The sequence below is a fragment of the Hydrocarboniphaga sp. genome (genome assembly GCF_965279055.1).
Taxonomy (GTDB): domain Bacteria; phylum Pseudomonadota; class Gammaproteobacteria; order Nevskiales; family Nevskiaceae; genus Hydrocarboniphaga.
Map to the genome: position 1 here is coordinate 681,949 of NZ_OZ257125.1, position 21,007 is coordinate 702,955.

The 21,007-nt window shown below is 64.0% G+C and carries 14 protein-coding genes; 10 read left to right on the forward strand and 4 right to left on the reverse strand.

The features are described 5' to 3' along the window. Nucleotides 1-47 precede the first annotated feature (47 nt). The 7 genes from ACQZF9_RS03240 (at nt 48) to ACQZF9_RS03270 (ending at nt 10,997) form a co-directional block, all read left to right on the forward strand. On the forward strand, nt 48-1,397 hold the full coding sequence (locus ACQZF9_RS03240; RefSeq protein ID WP_428311836.1) for a DUF1329 domain-containing protein: 1,350 nt from the start codon (nt 48-50) through the stop codon (nt 1,395-1,397). Nucleotides 1,398-1,602: 205 nt separating this feature from the next. Further along, nucleotides 1,603-4,191: an efflux RND transporter permease subunit gene (locus ACQZF9_RS03245; RefSeq protein ID WP_428311837.1), complete on the forward strand. Its 2,589-nt coding sequence runs from the start codon at nt 1,603-1,605 to the stop codon at nt 4,189-4,191. 50 nt (nt 4,192-4,241) lie between these two features. Then, nucleotides 4,242-5,237 carry a WD40/YVTN/BNR-like repeat-containing protein gene (locus ACQZF9_RS03250; RefSeq protein WP_428311838.1) on the forward strand — a complete coding sequence of 332 codons (996 nt, stop codon included), beginning with the start codon at nt 4,242-4,244 and terminating at the stop codon, nt 5,235-5,237. A gap of 48 nt (nt 5,238-5,285) precedes the next feature. Next, nucleotides 5,286-6,584: an OmpP1/FadL family transporter gene (locus ACQZF9_RS03255; protein ID WP_428311839.1), complete on the forward strand. Its 1,299-nt coding sequence runs from the start codon at nt 5,286-5,288 to the stop codon at nt 6,582-6,584. A gap of 266 nt (nt 6,585-6,850) precedes the next feature. Continuing rightward, entirely contained in the window at nt 6,851-8,092 is a 1,242-nt protein-coding gene (locus tag ACQZF9_RS03260; RefSeq protein ID WP_428311840.1) for an alkane 1-monooxygenase, read from the forward strand. 87 nt (nt 8,093-8,179) lie between these two features. Beyond that, nucleotides 8,180-9,256 (forward strand): 2Fe-2S iron-sulfur cluster-binding protein, encoded by a 1,077-nt coding sequence (locus ACQZF9_RS03265; protein WP_428311841.1) that lies wholly within the window; start codon nt 8,180-8,182, stop codon nt 9,254-9,256. Between the two features lie 70 nt (nt 9,257-9,326). Continuing rightward, nucleotides 9,327-10,997: a GMC family oxidoreductase gene (locus ACQZF9_RS03270; protein ID WP_428311842.1), complete on the forward strand. Its 1,671-nt coding sequence runs from the start codon at nt 9,327-9,329 to the stop codon at nt 10,995-10,997. Between the two features lie 43 nt (nt 10,998-11,040). Here the strand turns inward: ACQZF9_RS03270 and ACQZF9_RS03275 are convergent, their stop codons facing one another. Then, nucleotides 11,041-13,662, reverse strand: coding sequence for a LuxR C-terminal-related transcriptional regulator (locus tag ACQZF9_RS03275; RefSeq protein WP_428311843.1), 2,622 nt, complete (start codon nt 13,660-13,662; stop codon nt 11,041-11,043). 533 nt (nt 13,663-14,195) lie between these two features. Between ACQZF9_RS03275 and ACQZF9_RS03280 the strand changes: the two genes are divergently transcribed. Then, complete coding sequence (locus ACQZF9_RS03280; RefSeq protein WP_428311844.1) at nt 14,196-15,836, forward strand: fatty acid--CoA ligase; 1,641 nt, start codon at nt 14,196-14,198, stop codon at nt 15,834-15,836. 75 nt (nt 15,837-15,911) lie between these two features. Here ACQZF9_RS03280 and ACQZF9_RS03285 read toward each other — a convergent pair whose 3' ends face one another. From ACQZF9_RS03285 to ACQZF9_RS03295, 3 genes are all read right to left on the reverse strand, one after another. After that, nucleotides 15,912-16,820 carry a hypothetical protein gene (locus ACQZF9_RS03285; protein ID WP_428311845.1) on the reverse strand — a complete coding sequence of 303 codons (909 nt, stop codon included), beginning with the start codon at nt 16,818-16,820 and terminating at the stop codon, nt 15,912-15,914. A 294-nt stretch (nt 16,821-17,114) separates the two neighbouring features. After that, complete coding sequence (locus ACQZF9_RS03290) at nt 17,115-17,288, reverse strand: hypothetical protein (RefSeq protein WP_428313356.1); 174 nt, start codon at nt 17,286-17,288, stop codon at nt 17,115-17,117. 337 nt (nt 17,289-17,625) lie between these two features. After that, complete coding sequence (locus ACQZF9_RS03295) at nt 17,626-18,108, reverse strand: Rap1a/Tai family immunity protein (RefSeq protein WP_428311846.1); 483 nt, start codon at nt 18,106-18,108, stop codon at nt 17,626-17,628. 916 nt (nt 18,109-19,024) lie between these two features. Here ACQZF9_RS03295 and ACQZF9_RS03300 point away from each other — a divergent pair. Together ACQZF9_RS03300 and ACQZF9_RS03305 are read left to right on the forward strand one after the other, a co-directional pair. After that, nucleotides 19,025-20,140 (forward strand): NAD(P)-dependent alcohol dehydrogenase, encoded by a 1,116-nt coding sequence (locus tag ACQZF9_RS03300; RefSeq protein ID WP_428311847.1) that lies wholly within the window; start codon nt 19,025-19,027, stop codon nt 20,138-20,140. A 21-nt stretch (nt 20,141-20,161) separates the two neighbouring features. Next, nucleotides 20,162-21,001 (forward strand): hypothetical protein, encoded by an 840-nt coding sequence (locus ACQZF9_RS03305; RefSeq protein WP_428311848.1) that lies wholly within the window; start codon nt 20,162-20,164, stop codon nt 20,999-21,001. The last annotated feature ends 6 nt before the right edge of the window (nt 21,002-21,007 follow it).

Below are 21,007 nucleotides of genomic sequence, written 5' to 3' on the forward strand. Positions count from 1 at the left end.
AACGTCAAACGGACATTAGCGGCAATTAAGCAGGAGGAGATTCAAACATGAGAAACAGGCTTCTATCAGGTTGTACCGCCGTGGTGCTGGCACTGAGCGCGCAGGCCGCGCTGGCGAAAGTAGGCGCTGACGAAGCGGCCAAGCTGGGCTCGACACTGACGCCGGTCGGCGCCGAGAAAGCCGGCAACAAGGACGGGTCGATCCCGGCCTGGACGCCGGCTGCGCAGCGCGGAAAGCTCAGCGGCGAATTCGCGTCGGACCCGGCGATCGAGGCCGACAAGCCGATCGCGACCATCACCGCCGCCGACACCGCCAAGTACGGCGACCAGTTGAGCGAGGGCAGCAAGTACCTGCTCAAGACGTTCCCGGATTACAAGATGCTGGTGTACCCGAGCCACCGCACCGTGTCCTGGCCCGAGTTCATCTACAAGTCCACCGCCGCCAACGCCACCACCTGCGAGCTCAAAGGCACGGACGATCCCGACAACTGCGTGCAGGGCTTCCCGTTCCCGATCCCCAAGTCGGGCGCCGAAGTGATCTGGAATCACCGTCTGAAGTGGCGCGGCGATACCGTGCGCCGCAACAACGACCAGCTCAATGTCGATGCCTCCGGCCATGGGCAGACGGCGCAGCTGGTTGAGGACATCAGCTTCCTCTACGCCAACTCCACCAACCCGGTTCCGTTGAAGGCGGGCAAGGGTCTGTTCCTGTATTACCTGTCGAAGATCATGTCGCCGGCGCGTACCGCCGGCACGATGATTCTGGTCAACGAAAGTGCCGGCACCGGCGCGACCGGTCGCGCCGCGTGGTTGTATGCGCCGGCCTTGAAGCGCATCCGTCGCGCGCCGGCGGTGTGCTGCGACAACCCCTACGAGGGCAGCGACGGACAGCAGTTCTACGACCAGGTCGACATGTACAACGGCGTGCTCGAGCGCTACACCTGGAAGCTGGTCGGCAAGAAGGAAATGATCGTCCCGTACAACAACTTCAAGATGTCGCGTGCCAAGTACGACCAGCTGGTGCATCCCAACTTCCCGAATCCGGAGATCGCCCGCTACGAGAAGCATCGCGTCTGGGTCGTCGAGGCCGACCTGATCCCGGGCCAGCGCCATACCTACGCCAAGCGCAGGCTGTACGTCGACGAAGACTCGTGGGACATCGTCATGATCGACTGCTACGACGCCAAGGGTGCGCTGTTCAATTTCCAGGAAGGTTTCCTGACGCCGCAGCCCAACGTGCAGACCGTGTTCACCGTGCCGGAAGTGATCCATCACTTCGACTCCGGGCGCTACTTCATGACGGCGCTGCAGGCGGAAGGCAAGCCCAACGACTACAGCGTCAAGTATCCGGACGGCTTCTTTACCGACAGCGCCGTGCAGCAGCGCGCCAGCAAGTAAGCCAGCAAAGCGGAATACGCGATGACCCGCGGCATGCGCGGGTCAGCTGCTGCGCCACCGGCAATCCAGCGCCTCGATCCGCCATGCCTTGGTGTGGTGATCGACGCTGCCTGCCGGCTGCTGCAGCGCCGTGATGACCCGGCTGCGGACGCCAGGTTTGCGTCTTCATTCAATTGTGGGATCAGGTTTTACTGGAGCGGTTACGATGCATGCTGAATCCAAAGGATGGTTTGCGACTCTCTTCGTCAGGCTGACCGAGCCGCTGATTTTTTCCAAGCGGCCGCTGACGCTGAGCGTTATCACGCTGCTGACGCTGTTTCTTGGATACCAGGCATCGAACCTCAAGCTGGATGCCGGCTTCGAGAAGCAGCAGCCCAAGGGGCATCCGTACATCCAAGTGTTGAAGAAGTACCAGGATCAGTTTGGTGGCGGCAACAGCGTGTTGCTGGCCGTCAGCCAGAAGCCCGGCAAGGGCGACATCTACAATGGCCGGTTTCTCGACTCGCTGAAATCGGCAACCGACGCGGTGTTCTATACCCCCGGCGTCGACCGCACCCGCATCAGTTCGTTGTACACGCCCAACGTGCGCTTTCTCGAGGCGGTCGAAGGCGGCTTTCGCGGCGGCAACGTCATTCCGTCCGGCTTCGTGCCGACCGACGACGCGCTGGCCACGGTCAGGGACAACGTCAGCAAGGCCTCGGTGATCGGGCGGCTGGTATCCAATGACGAGCGCTCGGCGATGGTGGTGGCCGAACTCGTCGACAAGGACCCGAGGACGCATCAGCAACTCGACTACATCGAGACCGCGCACCGCTTCGAGACCATCCGCAGCCGCCTGCTGCATCCGAAGATGTACGAGCTCAAGCTCAAGCAGGACTACGAGGGAATCAAAAGCGGCGACCTGATCGCCACACTGTACGAGGATCCGCGCGGGCTGCTCGGCCGCTTCAAAAGCTATACGACCACGGTGCGCGGTGCCGACGGTGAAGTCAGCGAGCACAAGGTGCCGGCCCGCCATCTGGCAATGAACGAAGTCGCCAATCCCGAGTTCAATCCGGATATCGATGTCGAGATCATCGGCTTCTCCAAGGTGATCGGCGACGTCGCCGATGCGGCCCTGCAGGTGACCGCGTTCTTCGCGATCTCGGTGCTGCTGGTCTGGCTGGTGCTGTCGTACTACATGGGCTCGCTGGTGGTGTCGCTGTATCCGCTGAGCTGCGGCGTGCTGGCGGTGATCTGGGAACTCGGCATCCTGCACCTGGCCGGTTATGGCCTGGACCCGTTCGCGATCCTGGTGCCGTTCCTGGTGCTGGCGATCAGCGTCTCGCATGGTATCCAGATCACCAGCTTCTGGCTGCTGGAAGTCGCCGATCGTGGCCTGGACAGCTTCGCCGCCTCGCGCGCGACCTATCGTCGCCTCGTGATTCCGGGCATCACCGCGCTGGTGACCAATATCATCGGCTTCGGCACGATCCTGCTGATCCCGATCGGCATCGTGCAGGAGATGGCGATCAATGCGATGTTCGGCCTGCTGGCCGTGATCATCTGCAAGAAGATCCTGCTGCCCTGCCTGCTGTCCTACGTCAAGATCAAGGACCCGCAGCGCTTCCGTGATTTCCAGAATCGTCGCGATGCCAAGCTCAAGCCGATCTGGAACGGCCTGGCGGTGCTGACCAACCGGCCGATCGCGCTGTCGATTCTGGCTGCTTTCGGCGTGCTGTGGGTCGCATCCGGCTACGTCGCGCGCGATCTGCAGGTGGGCGAGCTGCACGCCGGCGTGCCGGCGCTGAAGCCGGACTCGCGCTACAACCTCGACTCGGAGTTCATCTCCAACAACTACGCCATCGGTGTCGACGTCCTGCAGGTCTACGCCGCCACCAAGACCAATGGCTGCATCGACTACGACGTGATGAACCGCATCAACCGCTTCGGCTGGTACATGCAGAACACCGCGGGTGTCGTGTCGACGACGTCGCTGGCCGGCCTGGACAAGGTGGTCTGGGGGCAATACAACGAAAACAATCCGCGCTGGCAACAGCTGCCGCGTTCGCAGGACGGTCTGATCCTGGCCGGCCAGCAGTTCACCACGTCCACCGGCCTGCTCAACGACGATTGCAGCGTGATGCCGACGTACATCTTCACCGCCGATCACAAGGCGACGACGATCGATCACGTGATCAGCGCCATCAAGCAGTTTGACAACGACGGCATGGCGCTGCCGGACTTGAAGCTGGAGCTGGCCGGCGGCAACGTCGGCGTGATGGCGGCGACCAACGACGTCATCAAGAAGACCGAATTCACCGTGCTGTTCTGGTTGTACCTGGCGATCTCGGTTTGCGTGATCGCCTCGTTCCAGAGCATCGCCGGCCTGGTTTGCGTCGTGGTTCCGCTGGCCGCGGTATCGGTGATGACCTACGCGATCATGGTGTTCCTGGGCATCGGCGAAACCGTCGCGACGCTGCCGGTCGCGGCGTTTGCTGCCGGCATCGGCGTCGATTACGGCATCTACATCTACAGCGTGCTGGAAGAAAACCTGAAGTCCAAGCACATGCCGCTGCGCCAGGCCTATGCCGATACGCTGCACCAGACCGGCAAGGCGGTGATCGTGACCGCATTCGCGCTGTCGGCGAGTGTGGCGACCTGGATGCTGTCCGGCCTGCAGTTCCAGGTCGACATGGGCATCCTGCTGACGATCATGTTCATGGCCAATGCTTTCGCCGCGCTGCTGATGCTGCCGGCCTTCGCCGCCATCCTGATGAAGAGCGCGCCGCAGCCGGTCCTCGTGACCGCCTGATGCGCCCGCCTCGTCGTCATCCATCGCGCCGCCATCGGATAGGAATCACCATGCTTTCGAACAACAAGTCTGTCGCTGCCGCGCTGTTGCTGTTGTCGGCTGCGAGCCTGGCCGTGGGCCAGGATGCAGCACCCGCCGTCGCGGAAAAGCCGGCGACACCGGCGACGATTCCGGCGCTGGCCACGGCGCATGCGCAAACCGGCCTGCTGCTGAGCGTTGCCCGTGCCGGCTCGCGGCTGATCGCGGTTGGCGGCAATGGCGTGATCGTCAAATCCGAGGACGGCCGCTCGTGGTCGCAGGTGCTGACGCCGATCGATCTGACGCTGACCGGCGTCGCCTTCGGCGATGCCGACCACGGCTGGGCCGTGGGCCATGACGCCTTGATCCTGCACACGCGGGACGCCGGTCTGCACTGGGAGATCCAGAACTACGAGCCCGATCTGAACGCGCCGTTCTTCGCCGTGATCGCCACCAGCAGCGAGCACGCGGTCGCCGTCGGCGCTTTCGGCCTGATGCGTCAGACCGACGACGGCGGCAGGACCTGGACGCCGCTGGAGCCGGCGCAGGTCGTCGAGGAAAAATATCATCTGAATGCGGCGACGCTGCTGCCCGGCGGCGCGATCGCGGTGGCAGGCGAGCGCGGCCTGGTGGTTTATCAGAAGTCGCCGACGGAGTGGGCGCGGTCGGTGACGCCGTACGACGGTTCTTTCTTCGGCGTGCTGCCCTGGGGCCAGACCGGCGCCGTGGCCTTCGGCATGCGCGGCAATGTGTTTGTCACCGACGATCTGGCCCAGGGCGAGTGGCGCAAGGTCGAGGCCGGAACGGCGGGCAGCCTGTTCGGCGGCGAAGTGCTGCCCGATGGCTCGGTGGCGTTGGTCGGAGCCGAGGGACAGATGATCCGCATCAACCACGCGGGTGTATCCCAGCCGCTGGCCAAGAGCATCCAGGTCGCCGGCAAGTCGAGCAGCCTGGCCGGTGCGGTGATCGACGGCAAGGCGCTGGTGGTCGTCGGCGAACTCGGCGTTTATTCGGTGCCGCTGCGCTAAGCCGCAGATCAACACACCTCCACCGCATCGATCACCGGTAAATACACCATGTTCAAGATCAGCCCTTGCACTTCGGCCGGCGCAGGCGCCGGCCGCCTGTTGGTCGTGATGGCGGCGGTGGCGATGGCGAACCCCGCGCAGGCGGGCCTGGGCGTGTTCGAACACGGCGCCGGCATCAAGGCGATGGGTTTCGGCGGCGTGTCGTATGCGGTCGGCGATGAGTCCACCAGCCTGCCGATCAATCCCGCGGTCGCGGTCGCGCTGGGCAATCGCTTTGATGTCGGCGTCGATATTTTTGCGCCGCGAGCCGTGGCGGCGTATCGCGGCAACATGGCGCCGGGCCCGGCCGACGCGCGCTATCTGACCGAGTCCGATCGCTATTACCCGGTGCCGCAAGGCGGCGCGGCGATCGTGCTGGACGACCGCACCAGCCTGGGTTTCACGCTCTACTCTGCGGGACTTGGGCCGCATTACCGGTACAGCCCGTACCAGCGCTTTGGCGGCGCGCCCAGGGCCAGCCTGGATCTCGCATCCACCAGCCTCACCACGGCGCTGGCGTATCGCCTGACGCCGTCGCAGGCGGTCGGCGTGGGGCTGAGTCTGGGCTACCAGACACTCAACGTGCAGGGCCTGCAGTTCCTCGGCGCAACCGAGCCCGCGTCACAGCTTTCCGACAAGCCCGGCCGCACCACGAACATGGGCAACGACGGCGCGCTGACGGCGGGCTTCAGCCTGGGTTGGCAGGGGCAGCTGACTCCGTCGCTGGCGGCAGGGGCGGGCTACCGATCGCGGAGCTGGGCGCAGCAGCACAAGGAGTATGCGGGGCTGTTGCCCGGTGGCGGATCGCTGCAACTGCCCGCCGTCTACGGCGCCGGCTTCACCTATCGATTCGGGCCGGCGTGGACGGCGGGTTTCGATTGGCAACGGATCGCGAACGAGTCGGAGAAAATGTTCGGCAATCGCCTGTCGGCGCTGTCGCAAGGGCAGCGCTTCGGCGCTGAGGATGGCCCGGGCTTCGGCTTTCGCGATCAGTCGGCGTACAAGTTCGGACTGGCCTGGCAGGTCGACCCGGCACTGCTGCTGCGGGCCGGCTACATCCATGCAAACGAGCCGGTGCGCGAGTCCGACACGCTGCTGGCGTTCCTCGGCTGCGTCACCAGCAGCACGCACTACACGCTCGGCATGACTTACGTGAAATCAGCCTGGGAATACAGCGGATTCTTCGCCTACGAGCCGAGCAAGCGAGTCGAGGGACACAACTCGATTCCGGCTTCGTTCGGCGGCGGCGAGGCGGATGTCGCGTTCGAGGTCTATTCGATCGGCGTGTCGCTCGGACGCCACTTCTAGCTCGATCGGCCAGCGTCGGCGCAGAGACTCTGCCAGGTCGCAGCACAGCGCCGCCGTATTCGGACGCCGCCGACGCGCGCGCGTCGTGCGGACGGCGAGTTTTCGCCATGCCGAGACATGCGTCATGTACGCATGAATCCAATAAGCGACCGAGTTGAAGGCGCATCGCCTGAAAACAGCAATTACGCCAAAAGTCCCTACTAAGGTTGGGAGACCTGGGCGTTTCACCGGCCTATATTTTCAGGGCTGAAACACAGGAGAACAGCATGGCTAACTTAGCTAGACATTTGAAATACAGCAGCATGACGCTGGTCGGTTTGAGCTTCACGATCCTGCTCGCGCTCGGCGACGCCTACATGGTCGCTGCTTTCGCATTCTGGATTCTGGTTGCAGTCGGCGGCGACTTCGCTTTCGGGCGTGACCTCGACGAGCCCGAATACACCGCGACCTGGTTGCTCGACTTCTTTCTGTTCATGTCGCTGCCGGTGCTGATCGGCATGACCGTGGTTTTTGCGTGGTATCTCGGCGACGGTGATCCGCTGGGTCTGGGCGCCTTCGTGCTCGCGCATACCGGCTACGACATGGTCGCTGCAAAGGCGGCGACGTCGATCGTGGAACTGGCATTCGGATTCGCTGCCATGGGTCTGGCCTACGTGCTGATCGGCACCAATGTCGGCCACGAACTGACGCATCGCACCTGGAGCCCGGCCGCACAATTGGTGGGCCGCTGGATGCTGGCCTTCAGCTTCGACACCGCGTTCTCGATCGAACACGTCTACGGCCATCACCGCAACATCGCCACACGCGAAGACCCGGCGTCCGCTCGCCGCGGCAAGAACGTTTACAAGTTCATGTTCACCTCGACCCTCGGCCAGTTCTATCACGGCTTCAAGCTGGAGAAGGAAAGGCTCGCGCGTCAGGGTCTGTCCGCATTCACCTGGAAAAACCGTGCGGCGCGCGGCCAGCTGATGACGCTGACGATCTTCGCGTTCTTTGGCTACATGGCGGGCTGGACCGGTGTGGCCGTGTTCTTTTTGCTGGCGGTCTACACCAAGTTCTATCTCGAAGTGGTCAACTATGTCGAACACTACGGCATCGCTCGCGTGCCCGGAGAGCCGGTGGAGCCGCGGCATTCGTGGAACTGCAACCAGACCATGAGCACCTGGATCCTGTACAACCTGCCGCGTCATTCCCATCACCATGCCAAGGGTGAAGATCCGTTCTGGGAACTGCGCGCCTATCCGCAGGCGCCGATGCTGCCGTTCGGCTACATGACGATGATCCTGGTCGCGCTGGTGCCGCCGTTGTATCGCAAGGTGATGACGCCCAAGGTGCTGGATTGGGACCGTCGCTTCAGCGTTCCGGCCGAGTGGCCGCTGATCGAGCAGCAGAACCGCGAGAGCGGTGACCCGGTCTACACACGCTCGACGGCGCACCGCGAGAGCCCCGGCAAGGTGCGCTCGTATGGCACCGGCAATGCCGGCGTCGTCGGCTTGTCCAACGGCTAGTCGCCGCCTCGTACGCTGTCAGCCGTGCCGACCGACGCCGCGAACGCGGGCGTCGGCCGGCGCGCGCCCATCAAGGTCACTCAAAAAATGCTCTCTCGCCTGTTTCAAAGGTCCAGCTCGGACCATGTCCTGGAGATTGCGCCGTCGGGCAAAATCCTCAAGACCAACGCCAAAACCACGATTCTTCAAGCCGCGCTGGACCAGGCGATCGCGTTCCCGCACAACTGCCGTGTCGGTGGATGCGCCACCTGCAAGTGCAAGCTGCTGTCGGGTCGCGTCAGGGAAATGACGGACAAGAGCTACGTGCTCAGCGCCGCGGAGCTGAAGCAGGGCTACATCCTGGCCTGCCAGAGCGTGGCGCTCACCGATGTCCGCATCGAGGTCGACATCGCCACGCGCTCGGCCCACCCGGTCGTGCATACCTCGGGCGTGATCACGGCGCTGGAGCCGATGACGCACGACATCCTGCGCGTCGAGTGCCGGCTGAAGGACGCGGCGGCGTATACCGCGGGCCAGTTTGCCGAGGTCTACGTCAAGGGCGTCGGCGCAGGCGACAGCCGCGAATCGCGCAACTACTCGTTTTCTGCGGCGCCGGGCGTCAGGGACAAGGTCGACACCGTCGAGTTCTTCATCCGCCATGTGCCGGGCGGTGCATTCACCGATTGGCTGTTCAAGCATGCCAAGCTGGGCGACGAGATCGAAGGGCATGGCCCTTATGGCGACTTCTGGCTGAGGCCGGGCACCGCGCCGATCGTGGCGGTGGCCGGCGGCAGTGGCCTGGCACCGGTGATCGCCATGCTGGAACAGGCGCGCGCCGAGCGCATCACCCGCGACGTCACCTTGTTTTTCGGCGCGCGTAGCCAGCGCGACCTGTATTGCCTGAGCCGTATCGAGCAGCTTTCCAACCAATGGATGGCGCGTTTCGAGTTCGTGCCGGTGCTATCGGACGAGCCCGCCAACTCGGGCTGGACCGGCCTGCGCGGCTTCATCCCGCAGCACTTCGCCAGCGTCGTCGGCGCACGGCTGGCCGAGCATCATGCTTATCTTTGCGGCCCGCCGCCGATGATCGATGCCTGTCTGAAAGTATTCACCGATAGCGGGATCGCGGCCGAAAACACGCATTTCGACAAGTTCCTGGATCGCAGCCACGTCGTCGCGATGTGAGCCTGGCGCGTGAACGGCTGGCCGCTGCCGGATGACGGCGGCTTTGAATGAATCAATGGAGAGACAAGGCGTGCAGAAGAGCTTCGACTACATCATCGTCGGTGCCGGATCGGCAGGCTGCGTGCTGGCCGAGCGCCTCAGCCGGTCGGGCCAGCACACGGTTTGCGTGATCGAGGCCGGCCCCAGCGATCGCCATCCGCTGATCCATATTCCGATCGGCGTCGCCGGCCTGATCGGCAATCGCAAGCTCAACTGGTGCTTCGAGACCGAGCCGGAGCGCCATCTCGGCAACCGGCGCCTGTTCTGGCCACGCGGAAAGGTGCTGGGCGGTTCCAGCTCGATCAACGCGATGGTCTACATGCGTGGCCACGCCGCCGATTACGACGAATGGGCCGCGCTGACGCAGGACCCGTCGTGGCGCTACGAAGTGCTGCTGCCGATATTCCGTGAGCACGAAAACAACCAGCGCGGAAGCGATCAGTTCCACGGTGCCGGCGGCCCGCTCCACGTCAGCGATCTGCGCGGTCACAACCCGCTGTCGGATGTCTACGTGCAGGCGGGCGTGCAGGCCGGCATACCGCTGAACCCGGACTTCAACGGTGCCCGGCAGGAAGGCGTCGGCCTGCACCAGGTGACGCAGCGCAAGGGTCAGCGCTGGAGCAGCGCACGCGCGTTCCTGCCGGCACCAGGTAGCCGCGCCAATCTCACGGTGATGACCGGCGTGGCCGTTACGCGCGTGCTGCTGCAGGACAAGCGGGCCGTCGGCGTCGAGCTGTGCGAGCTGTCGTCGGGCCAGCGTTCGAGACTGCAGTCGGCGAAGGAAGTGATTCTCTGCGGCGGGTCGGTCAACTCGCCGCAGTTGCTGATGTTGTCCGGCATCGGCCCTGCTGAGCAGTTGAGGCCGCATGCCATCGAGCAGCTGCATCAACTCGATGGCGTGGGCAAAAATCTGCAGGATCATCTGGACTACACGGTGATGATTCGCGATGCGAGCCGCAGCAGCATCGGTCTGGCGTTCTCGTTCATCGGCCGCGCCATAGCCGGTTTGATCGACTATCTGTTCCACCGCCGCGGCTTTCTGGCCAGCAACGTCGCAGAGGGCGGTGGCTTTGCCAGGCTGACGCCGCAGTCGGAGCGGCCGGAAGTGCAGTTCCACTTTCTGCCGACGCTGCTGAAAGATCATGGGCGCCAGCTGGTGGCGGGCTATGGCTGCACGCTGCATGTCTGCCAGCTGCGTCCCCGGAGCCGGGGCCATGTCGGGCTGAAGTCGGCCGACCCGCTGGCCGATCCGCTGATCGTTGCCAACTACCTGGATCATCCGGCCGATGTCGAAGAATTGCTGGCTGGCGTCCGCCTCGTCAGGAAGATACTGGCGGCGCCGGCATTCAAGGCGATCCATGGCGGCGAAGTCGCGCCCGGCGCGGACGTACAGAGCGACGAGCAGTTGCTGGCCGACATTCGTCAGCGCGCCGAGACCATCTACCACCCGGTCGGCACCTGCAAGATGGGCATCGATGCGCTGGCCGTGGTCGATCCCCAGCTGCGCGTGATCGGTATCAGCGGCCTACGCGTCGCCGATGCCTCGGTCATGCCGACGCTGATCGGTGGCAATACCAATGCGCCGACGATGGTGATCGCCGAGATGGCGGCGCGGCTGATCCTCGGCGAGCGGCCGGCGGCGCCACCGCAGCACACCGCGGATCGGCCGGCCCCACGCACGCGCGAGGCGATGGTCGCCTGAGCCGCGCCCGCGGACGCGGCGCTGCGCGCAGCCTCGGGCGTGACTAGCGCTGGTTGAGCAGACCCAGCGCGCGGGCGGTATGGATCGCGGCGGTGCGGCTCTGCACGTTGAGCTTGCCGTACAGGTTGTGCAGATGCCATTTGACGGTGCCTTCCACCAGGAAGCACCGTGCGGCGATCTCGGAGTTGCTGAGGCCCTGGTCGATCAGGATCAGCAGTTGTCGCTCGCGCTTGTTCAGCACGACCTTGCTGCCGTCGATGACCACCGGCTCCTTGAAGTCGCGCTTGGCAGTAGTGGTGCCGATCACGGTCTCGGCCCAGGTGGTGGCGATCTTGTTGCGCGCCAGCGCACCGTGGTTTTTGATCCAGCGGCCGATCAGCAGCGACAGTTCCTCGCCCTCGTCGATGAAAATGCGCTGATAGTTTTCCAGGCCACCGAGCTCCAGTGCCTCTTTCAGTGCCGCATCGGAGGCCGCGTCGTTTTTCTGCCGGCTCAAGGTCAGGCTCAGCAGGATCAGCAGCTCGCACAGCTTGTACTGCTGCCGCCCGGCACGCGCGTGCTCGATCAGCGACGACAGCAGCGGCAGCGCGATATCCAGCCTGCCGTCCGCAATGGCGATGCGCGCATTGACTCGCCCGGCGCGATCGGTGATCAGGCCCTTGATCGCGTGTGCCCCGGTGGTGGAGATCGCCGTCTGCAGGATGCTCAGCGCCTGCTCCGGCGCTCCGGCGCGCTGCAATAGCAGCGCGCGTTCGGCACGCAGGCTGATCGTCAGCCGCGGGAAGTTGCGCTGGTCACCGCAACGCTCGCCCTCGGACAGCAGGTCGAGCGCGGCACCGAGGTTGCCGTCCGCATGGCGCGCGCGCGCGGCGGCCGAGAATCCGAACACGATGGTGTCGACGATGCCCTGATCGGGCAGCATCGTCAGCGCGGTTGCGAGGATCTCGCGGACGACGGCGAGTTCATTGCGTTCGTAGCGGATGAAGGCCTCGATCGCCAGCAGCATCGAGCGCTGTCCATCGAGTCCGGCGTTGGCCGGGCAGTGGTCGAGGCCGCGGCTGATTTCCACCAGTGCGTCGCGATGCTGCCCCTGTTTGATCAGTGCCAGCGCGCCGACGATGTGCGCCCACGACGCCCCGTACTCGGACTTGGACTTGGTGAACGCCGTGGCCGCCTGACGCAGCGAGGCCTGCGCTCCGGCGATGTCGCCCAGGCATTTTTGCTGGAAGCCGTAGACCGTCCACGCGGCACCGGTGAAGAACAGGTTTGAGCTCGAGGGTTCCTGCTCGAGCCACTCGTAGGCCAGCCGGCCGCCGGTTTCGTAGTCGTCGCTGAGCGCCGCGATCACCGCACGCTGCAGGCCGGCTTCACCGCCGGCGCTGCCGGAGACGGCGTTGGTCTGGTCGTCGATTCTCTCCTCGGCCAGCACGAAGCGCCGGCGAAAAATCAGTGCCCAGGTCGCGAGCTGGTAGAGAGTGGCGTCGCGGTATTGGGCGATGTGCTCCCATTGGTCGACCAGCGATACGAAGGTCTGATGATGGCCGGTGACGAACACCATCTCGGTACCCAGCAGTACCAGCCATTCGCGTGCGACCTCCAGGTAGGCCGTATTCAGCTCCAGCAGCAGGCGCACCGCGGCCGGCGCCTGGCCGTGCTCCTGCAGCCAGGTGGCGGCCAGGAACATGATCTTGGGCTTGTCGGCATTGAACTCGGCCGCCAACAGCCGCAAGGCGGTTTCCCTGACCAGGCCGTGCAGCACGATCCGCGGCTCGTTCCGCTCCGAGCCGACCTCCTGCACGATGCCCAGCGTGGACAGCCGTAGCAGGATCGGGTCGAGGTTGCCGTCTGCGGAGAATATCGAGCGAAACAGCGACAGCTGTGCAGGCCCGACGCAAGACAGCATCCACAACAGCTTGCGCTCCTGGCTCTCCAGACGATTGAGGAATTTCTCGTATATGTAGTCGCGCACCGGGCCCAGGATCGCCACCGTCGAGCCCGAGCCGAACGGCAGGCTCTCGATCGGTATCGCGAAGGCCAGCTTGACGATGGCGGGCCATCCGTTCGTGGCTTGGGCCAGCCACTCGACCTGGCGCTCGCTGAGTTCGTGCCCGTGATGGCGCGCCAGCAAGGCGATCTCGCTCTTGGTCAGACGCAGCGACTCGGAGCCGATCCATTGCACCTTCGAGCTCGACAACAGGTCGGACAAGCCGATGTCCAGCGCAACCGGCTGCGTGGTGATCAGTATCTGCAGCTGGCCGCCGGCTGCCATCAGCAAGCGCTTTACGTAGCCGGCGGTTTCGCTGCCGGCGACCAGATGGACGTCGTCGAACACCAGCCGGATGCCTTGCTCCTGGTCGGCCAGCTGATCGGTGATGCGCGAAAACCGATTGCTCAGCAGCGACGACTCATCCAGGCCGCCGCCTTCGACCGGCGCTTGCTTGCCGGCGAGTTCATCGGCCAGACGTTCGAGAAAGACGGCCGGGTCGCAGGACTCGGCGTCCATTGCGATCCAGATCGCGCGTGCCGGCTTGGCCACTTTCTTCAGCCAGGCTTGAGCAAGCAGTGTTTTCCCGTAACCGGATGGTCCTTCGATCACCACGATCGGCCGTGAATCATCGGCAATCAGGCGGTCGCGACTTATCTGGAACAACGGGAACTCATGCATCAACCGCTCCTGGCGCCGCTTCGATGCGACTGGCTTTCGCTCGCTATGGTATCCGACCGGCAGGCCTTGCCAGCGGCCGCTGCGCAGCTGCCGAACGGTATGCACTCGCCGCAGTAGGTGCGCAGCTGCAGCTCCTCGTATCGGCGTTCGGGCCATTTGCGGCTGACGCAGTGGGATGCAGCAGGAGCACCGACCGAAATGTCGCGCACGCGGCGCCTTACATATCCAAAGTTGGGTGACTCGACGTATCGGCCGAAGGATCATGCAAGGCTGGCGTTACGCCCGATCTTTGCCCACGTCGTCATTGCCGCGAGCCGCCGCATCCAGCATGGGCGCGCTGCAGGTGTCCCAGCGAGTGCCGGTTCGGAGCGAGCGTCGTTTGCCTTCTGCGGGCGCCGCATGCAGACCAGCAGGCTCCTCGCCGCGAGCGGCGCCAATGCCTGAAACAGAATCACCGAGATCGGTCGCGGGACGATCTAGGAAACCATCAGCGCCCGCTGCACAGCGGCGCGCGCCGCGATATCGGACCAGTCATGAATGAAAATGCGGATGCACCGGCAGGCCAGGCAAACGCCTACCCGTTGTTGATCAAACAGCTTTGGCTTTCGCCGCTCGCGATATCCGCCAACCAGCAGATCGTCTACAAGGGAACGCATCGGCAGACCTACCGGCAAACCCGGCAGCGCATCGCTCGCCTGGCCAACGTGCTCCAGACCATCGGCGTTCGCGCCGGCGACACCGTTGCGGTGATGGACTGGGACAGCCATCGATACCTGGAATGCTATTTCGCCATCCCGATGATGGGCGCAACGCTGATGACGGTGAACGTGCGGCTGTCGGCCAGCCAGATCGCCTACACGCTGAACCACAGCAAGGCGCAGGTGCTGTTGATGCATGCGGACTTCAAGCCGGTCGTGGACGAGCTGCGTGCCGAGCTCGAACATGTCCGCCATATCATCTGGCTGGCGGACGATGCGGGCTTGCCCGTACCCGGCTTGCCGGTGTGTGTCGGCGAGTACGAGAACCTGCTGTCGCAGGCGCAGCCCGATCATGTTTTCCCGGACTTCGACGAGAACACGCGAGCCACCACGTTTTATACGACCGGTACGACCGGCCAGCCCAAGGGCGTGTACTTCAGCCATCGGCAACTGGTGCTGCATACCTTGTCGGGCATGGCGGCCCTGGCCAGCCCGGAGGTGTCGCAGCGATTCCATCGCGGCGATGTCTACATGCCGATGACGCCGATGTTCCATGTGCATGCCTGGGGCATGCCGTACATCGCGACGCTGCTCGGCGTAAAGCAGGTTTATCCAGGGCGCTACATGCCCGACGAACTGCTCAGGCTGATCGACACCGAGGCGGTGACGTTTTCGCATTGCGTGCCGACCATTCTGCAGATGCTGCTGTCGTCAGCGTCGGCGACGTCCGTCGACCTGTCACGCTGGAAAGTCGTCATCGGCGGCGCGGCGCTGTCGGGCGGCCTGGTCGACGCGGCGCGAGACCGCGGCATCGATGTGTTCGGCGGCTACGGCATGTCGGAGACCTGCCCGCTGCTGTCGATCGCGCAGTTGCACCCGGCACTCGGCACGCTCGACCGCGAGACCGAAGTGGTGTGGCGCTGCAAGGCCGGTGCGGCGGTCCCGCTGGTGGAACTGCGCTGCGTCGATTCGCAGCTGCAGGACGTGGCCGAGGATGGCGCGGCCTCCGGCGAAGTCGTCGTCAGGGCGCCATGGCTCACGCAAGGCTACCTGGACCGCCCCGAGGCATCGGCCGAACTGTGGTCGGGCGGCTACCTGCATACGCAGGACATCGGCTACTTCGAGCAGGGTTACCTGAAGATCACCGATCGACTCAAGGACGTGATCAAGACCGGAGGCGAATGGGTGTCGTCGCTGGAGATCGAGGATCTGCTGTCGCAGCACGTCGCGGTCGCCGATTGCGCCGTGATCGGAGTGGCGGACGAGAAGTGGGGCGAGCGGCCCCTGGCACTCGTCGTCACCCGCCCAGGACATCAATCCAGTGAAGTCGCACTCAAGGGCCACCTGGCGGCCTACTCCGCGAACGGCCAGATTTCCAGGTTCGCCGTGCCGGCGCGGATCGTGTTTGTCGATGTCATCGCCAAGACCAGCGTTGGCAAGAACGACAAGAAGACACTGCGCGAGCGCTTCGGCTGAACATCTGCGCCGGCGGCGACGGCGCGGCGCCCGTCGCCGCGCCGGGTGCGGCTGGCGACGGGTCGCGCGCCAGTATTACTCGATGTAAACCGGGCCGAACATGGCGACGCCCAGTGGCTCGTTGGCGGCGCTGACGAGATCCGGAGTCACCTCGACGGTGTAACGCCCCGGGTGCAGATTGCGCACCAGCAGCACGTGTCGATTCTGCCCGGACTCGAAGCTCACATCGACGCGTTCGCCGTCGCGTCGCAGCAGGTGGATGTTGCGCGCGGCAGAGCGCGCCGCCACTTCGCGCGAAAAGCGGAACACCAGCGTTGGCTCGGCGGGTGCCTGGCCGATGTACTGGATACCGAAGCGTGTCGCGTCGGCGGGCGTCCACCACGGCGTCAGCACGTCCGCGGCGAACGGCGTCGTGGCGATGCGTCGCGCAACATGCTGTACGCCCGGCTTCTTCACGCTGCGGGCATCGTCCATGCGCGACGGCGGTGCTTCGACGGTCGCGGCTTCTGCGTCGATAGCCGGCGCCGTTGCAATCTCGCTTGCGACTTCAGTTGAGGCTTCTGTCGCGGTCGTGGTTTCGGTCGCCGCCGATGGCGTGTCGCCATCAGACGCCGCCAGTACCGTCGCGTCCGCGCGAGCCGGCTCGGGCGATACGGCATCGACGGAGGACGCGACCGGATCCGGCGCCGTCGCTGGCGCATCGATGCCGGCGATTGCCTCGGGTAACGAGTCCGTCTCGGATGGTGCTGCGATGCTGCGACTCGCCGCTGTGGGCGAAGCCGCAGCGACATCGACGGCATCGATGCCGGGGACCGCCTCGGGCAGCAGGTCGTTGTCGGTGAGCGACACCGCCATAGGCCAGCCTGAAACAGGGGTTGCGGTCGAAGGCGCATCGGTACCCGGCGGCGCCGATACCGTTGATGCGGAGCCGCGGTTGTCGCAGCCGCCGATGGCCGTCGCAGCCGACAGCAGCGCCAGACTCATGCATGACCATCGGCCAAGACCCCGACCCTGGGGGAAGCACAGCAACGTCATCGATCGATCTCCCGTGATACCGCCTGCGCGCGCACCCGAAGACCGGGTAACCGCCTTGCCTGCGCGCTCAGTGCAGCGAGTCGTCTACGTTAAGTCGGCTCGTCCGAAGTGGGCACTAGCGAAAGTTAGGTCATCGACCGAAGATGCTTCCAAGGCACGAGCGACGCCTGCGGGCCGTGGGCTAAAGCGCCAGGATTCGGCGACTGCATCGAGGCTGACGTGCGAACACCTGTCAGCGAATGATCAGATCGATCCCTCGCCGAAAGATGCGATGGCGGCGAACACCAGCGCGAACCAGCGGCCCGCGCCAGTGCGCCGGTACTTCGCACGATCCCATACCGGATACGAGACGCGCTGATCGCTAGAGTCGAAGCGGCCCTTCGTCGCGCGCGAGAACCGGTGCGGTTCGGGCTGCAGTACGGGCCGGCCATTCGCGAAGCCGGCACCGGAACTCTAGACGATGGCGGTCGCTTGGATGTGCGCCACGGTCACGCCCAGGCTCGCGGCGCTGTCGACGAAGTGCTGCGCGGTCATAGGCGTGGTTCGTCCCGTAGCTCCACCACCGCCGGGCGCTAGACAGGAGCGCCATGATCCAGCATGGCTTCGCCTGCAGGCCGCTATCTCATTGCCATGACACCATTGTGTAGCGGCCAAACACGAGCTCTCTACTGCGATGGCGTCGATCGGTTGAGTCCGCGGTCCGGAGGACATTTACTTCGAACAGCTAACCAGTATCGTGGACGATCGAAGCGAACTATTTGGCCGTTTCGCCCTTCGGTTTCCAATTGCAGTTTTGCATCGGATAGGCGGTGAACATCGCGTTCATAATCGCCTGTTCGGCTGGCCGACTCAGATCACCAGGGTTGTCGTGAAGGTAGGTCGTGACGATCTGATTGATTTGTCCCTGGGTCAGCCCGTCCTGAGGGCAATAGCCGTTGAACATGATGAACATTTCGGGGTTCTGCAACGTCGCATTGGCGACCTTCTCGGCCTCTTCGGCCGACTTCCCCGCGTTGCGGGCGATCGATGACATCAGTCGGAAGCTGCTTGTGCGCGAGGCCATTACATAGCTGTTGACGGTGCCGTTGATCAGGCCGGTGCACAAGCCTTTTTCCATCGGCGTCTTAGCAGTGCAGAAGCCGACCAGGTCTGCACCGGTGTACGCCAAGGCAGGGGTCGATACCGCGGCCAGCAAAGCAATGGCACCAATGGTTGAAGCGATGTTGGTAGTTTTCAATGGAATCTCCTGGGTCCCGGGCGCGATCCTATAGCAGCCTCGGATGGCTGCATATGGTATGGAAGCATCCGGTCTCGCATTTGTGCCCCGAAGGCGCCGCCACCGCGGCGAAGGCCGCCGAGGTGCATCCCGCCCCGGCGGCCTTCTGTACCGATGGAGATCGCGAGGAACCTACTGCGCAAAAACCGATAGAGCTTCGTCGGTCGCCAAGGCGTCCGAGCCGCCAACCGCGGGAGGCCCAGCGACCGGTGCGGCTTCAGCTGCGTCTGAGCTTTGTGCGATGGCTGGCGTCACTGCAAGCATCGCTAGCATTCCGCCGGCTGTAGCCAGGGCGGTGGCCCGGCGGATCGCCAGCAGATACGGGTTCAAGCGGATATGCGTCGCAGCTCATCCCACCGCCTACGGTGTCGATGAGGTCATAGGCTGACATCACACTACACGAGCGGCTTTTAGGGAGCAGCCGCCGCGCATCGACGTCCCTTGTCGAGTGCCCTGCATCCCCTGAGTCTTACTGCCTGGGATTGCCGTTGCGGTCGTGCGATTCGACCTTTCGGCGGCTGTCGGGCGTTTTCCCTGACAGGAGAAAGTTCAACGATATAAATAGTATTGCTACATACCGATTAATGACAAAGGCGAATTGCCAGCGGTATCAATCGGGCGACGACAGGGGCGATGGTGCAAAATTTGGCCGCAGATGAACAGAAGAAGCCTGTAGAGTCGCTACGGCAGGAAAACCTGCGTTGGTAGACCTAACGGAATGCGATTCGACCGCGATGGCAGGCAAATCCGGCACCGCCACCGGCCCGGGTCCATTGCTTCCTCAATAATCGTATGACACCATCCTAAAAACGCGGGTGTCCGTGACCCGCACGCGACGGGGCATGCCGTCCCGCGTGATCATGCGGAGGAGAGCAGCATGAGCAGTCAATTACACGCGGCCCGGGCGGCTGTCGTGCGTCAGGCGGGCGGCCCATTCGTCATTGAAGATATCCAGGTCGAAAGTCCGCGCGAGGACGAGGTACTGGTACGCCTGGTCGCCTCCGGCATCTGCCATACCGACATCGTATTCCGCGACGGTGCGATGCCGATCCCGATGCCGATCGTGCTGGGCCATGAAGGCTCCGGCGTGGTGGAGGCGATCGGATCCAGGGTCACGCACGTCAAACCGGGCGATCACGTCGTGCTGTCGATGAACTCCTGCGGCCATTGCCCCAACTGCGAAAAAAAGCAGCCGGCCTACTGCTTCAGCATGCCGCAACACAATCTGATCGGCACGCGCCCCGACGGCAGCAGCGCACTGAGTCAGAAAGGCGAGCCGCTCTTCGGTGCGGTGTTCTATCAGTCGTCGTTCTCTACGCTGGCGATCGCGCACATCAACAACACGGTCAAGGTCGACAAGGACTTGCCGCTGGAACTGCTGGGCCCGCTCGGCTGCGGTATCCAGACCGGCGCCGGCACCGCAATCAATTCGTTGAAAGTGCAGCCGGGCGATTCTCTGGCGATCTTCGGTGGTGGCGCAGTCGGCCTGTCGGCAATGCTCGGTGCGCTGGCGGTGGGGGCAGGTCCAGTCATCGTGATCGAACCGAATGTGGAGCGCGCAAGGCTTGCCATCGATTTGGGTGCCGCGCACACGATCAACCCGAAAGAAACACAAGACGTGCTCGCCAGGCTGCGTGAACTCAGCGGCGGTGGCGTCACACATGCGATCGACACCACCGGTATCCCCGCAGTGATGGCGGTCGCGGTGGAAGCAGTGCTGCCAAACGGCATGCTCGCCCTGCTCGGTGTGCCGCCGGCGGAAGCCACGGTGCCTGCCAACATGATGAGCATGCTGATTCGCGGCGTCGGCGTGAAGTACTACGTCGAGGGCGACAGTAACCCCAAGGAATTCATTCCGCGGATGATCTCGCTCTACAAGGAAGGCAAGTTCCCTTTCGACAGGCTGATCAGAAAGTACCCGTTCGCCGAGATCAACGAAGCGGCGCATTCTTCAGAGACCGGCAAGACCATCAAGCCGGTCATCGTGTTCTAAATCGATATACGGGAGACCGACATGATGACCGCCCCTTACGATCATCCATTGAACCTGACGACGCAGGCCATCATGACCTACGGCAGCTGGGCTTTGACCCTCTTGCTGCTCGTGGTCGCACTGCGTCTCTGTCTGCGCGAGCGCACACCGTTCTACGTGCTGATCGTGTTGGCAGCGATGTTCGGCGCGTTTTTCGAGCCGCTGTACGACGTCGGATTCATGCTGCTGTTCTATACGCCGGGGCTATGGACGCATTTCACTGCATTCGACATTCCGCAGCCTCTGTGGACGCATAGCGGTTATGCGGTGCTGTATGCGGCGCCGGCGATCTGGATCACCAAACGCATCAACGCAGGCACGATGACACCCGGCCTGCTCTACAAATGGGCGGGTGTCGAACTGGCGATGTCGTGCAGCTTCGAGATGATCGGCATCAACGGCGGCGCCTACACTTACTGGGGGCCGCACGTGTTGAGGGTTCTCGACTATCCGCTGGTCATCGGCGTTCTGGAAACGGCGCAAGTGATCTGCTTCTCGGTCGCCGCCGCCGAACTGCGCAAGCGCACCAACGGCACTGCGCCGTTACTAGGTCTGTTCGTACTGTTTCCTTGTATGTTCTATTTCGCGAATTTCGGCGCAGGCTCGCCGACAATCGTGGCTTTGCATGTAGAAGGCGCGTCGATTGCCCTGATCACCGTCGCGACCCTGATCAGCATTGGCTTCGCTGCGGTGCTGGTCCGAACCGCGGCGCAGCTATTGCCGGCACCGATTTCCGTTGCCGACTGGCGAGCGGCGCGCGGCACTACCGTGCGGACGGCGCCTTCCAGCCTGAGTTCTGCGGCTGTCGGCAGCAAGGGCTGAGCGCGA

Excerpts from the sequence above, each read along its gene's own strand:
- ACQZF9_RS03305 (WP_428311848.1), top strand. The coding sequence starts at position 20,162 with ATGATGACCGCCCCTTACGATCATCCATTGAACCTGACGACGCAGGCC.
- ACQZF9_RS03250 (WP_428311838.1), top strand. The coding sequence starts at position 4,242 with ATGCTTTCGAACAACAAGTCTGTCGCTGCCGCGCTGTTGCTGTTGTCG.
- ACQZF9_RS03265 (WP_428311841.1), top strand. The coding sequence starts at position 8,180 with ATGCTCTCTCGCCTGTTTCAAAGGTCCAGCTCGGACCATGTCCTGGAG.
- ACQZF9_RS03275 (WP_428311843.1), bottom strand. The coding sequence starts at position 13,662 with ATGCATGAGTTCCCGTTGTTCCAGATAAGTCGCGACCGCCTGATTGCC.
- ACQZF9_RS03280 (WP_428311844.1), top strand. The coding sequence starts at position 14,196 with ATGAATGAAAATGCGGATGCACCGGCAGGCCAGGCAAACGCCTACCCG.
- ACQZF9_RS03240 (WP_428311836.1), top strand. The coding sequence starts at position 48 with ATGAGAAACAGGCTTCTATCAGGTTGTACCGCCGTGGTGCTGGCACTG.
- ACQZF9_RS03300 (WP_428311847.1), top strand. The coding sequence starts at position 19,025 with ATGAGCAGTCAATTACACGCGGCCCGGGCGGCTGTCGTGCGTCAGGCG.
- ACQZF9_RS03260 (WP_428311840.1), top strand. The coding sequence starts at position 6,851 with ATGGCTAACTTAGCTAGACATTTGAAATACAGCAGCATGACGCTGGTC.
- ACQZF9_RS03245 (WP_428311837.1), top strand. The coding sequence starts at position 1,603 with ATGCATGCTGAATCCAAAGGATGGTTTGCGACTCTCTTCGTCAGGCTG.
- ACQZF9_RS03255 (WP_428311839.1), top strand. The coding sequence starts at position 5,286 with ATGTTCAAGATCAGCCCTTGCACTTCGGCCGGCGCAGGCGCCGGCCGC.
- ACQZF9_RS03285 (WP_428311845.1), bottom strand. The coding sequence starts at position 16,820 with ATGAGTCTGGCGCTGCTGTCGGCTGCGACGGCCATCGGCGGCTGCGAC.